This is a genomic window from Nonomuraea turkmeniaca (genome assembly GCF_005889735.1).
Classification (GTDB): domain Bacteria; phylum Actinomycetota; class Actinomycetes; order Streptosporangiales; family Streptosporangiaceae; genus Nonomuraea; species Nonomuraea turkmeniaca.
In genome coordinates this window covers 1-966 of the sequence record NZ_VCKY01000560.1, presented here as the reverse complement: position 1 = coordinate 966, position 966 = coordinate 1, and the positions used below count along the sequence as shown (strand labels likewise).

Annotated in this window: 1 protein-coding gene; it reads left to right on the top strand. The window is 74.4% G+C overall.

The genetic code is table 11. The features are described from left to right. A partial coding sequence (locus ETD86_RS54510) for a zinc ribbon domain-containing protein (protein WP_170223823.1) occupies positions 1 to 966 on the top strand: 966 nt, incomplete at both ends.

The following is a 966-nucleotide window of genomic DNA, read 5'->3' as shown; positions in this document are numbered from 1 at the left end:
CGGGTGAAGCTGCCCCTGACCGCCTGCCCCGCCTCCGCCAGGGACTGGGCCTGGCACCTGCTGCCGATCGCCCTGCCGCCGACCGTGGCGCCGGAGGCGAAACTGTGCGCCCCCACCCTGCGCGTGCACCACGGCCGGGTGCGCGTCGATCTGCCGTTCCAGACGCCGATCGGCTTCGCGCCCGCCACCGGCCACATGATCGGGTCCGGCTTCGACTGGGGGCTGAACAGCCTGCTCACCGGAACCATAGGACATCTGACCGCTGAGGGCCGGGTGGTCACGGACGGGCGGCCGCTCGCCTACGACGCCAGCGGCGTGTCGGCCAAGCTGCATCGGCTGCGGGCCGAGCGCGAGCACCTGGCCGCCAAGCGCAAACACCAGCAGCGGCTGCTGGCCGGTATCACGCCCGCCGATGCGCGCTTCGCCGCGTTGGCCGCGGCGCATGAGGTCATCAGCGTCGAGCATGAGCGGCTGTGCGCGCGCATCCGGCGCTTGAACAAGGCGCTGGCCTGGTCGGCGGCCCGCTGGGCAGTCGACCAAGCCGACGCCGCCGGGGCGACGGTCATCTACCTGGAGGACCTGGCCACGCTGGAGGCGCGCGGGCGCCGGGGACGGGCCAACGCGCGGCTGTCGGGGCAGGTACGCGGGCAGATCGTGGCGGCGATCCGGCATCTGGCGGCCAAGCACGCGATCGCCGTGGTCACCGTCCCAGCCCGCGGCACCTCCAAGTACTGCCCCCGCTGCGGCACCGGCACCTCCATCCTCCAGCATTGCCCGGCCCCGGACCGGCTCACCGAGCGGGGCTGGGCGTGGGCGCACTGCCCGGCCTGCGGGCTGTCGTGTGATCGGGACTGGGCCGCGGCCGAACGCATCCTCGCACGCGGCCTGCTCGGCCAGCAGGCCACCCGCACCGACCGCACCACCGGCGCCCGCAGCATCGCCACGGTGGTGGAGGGGAACGTGGCC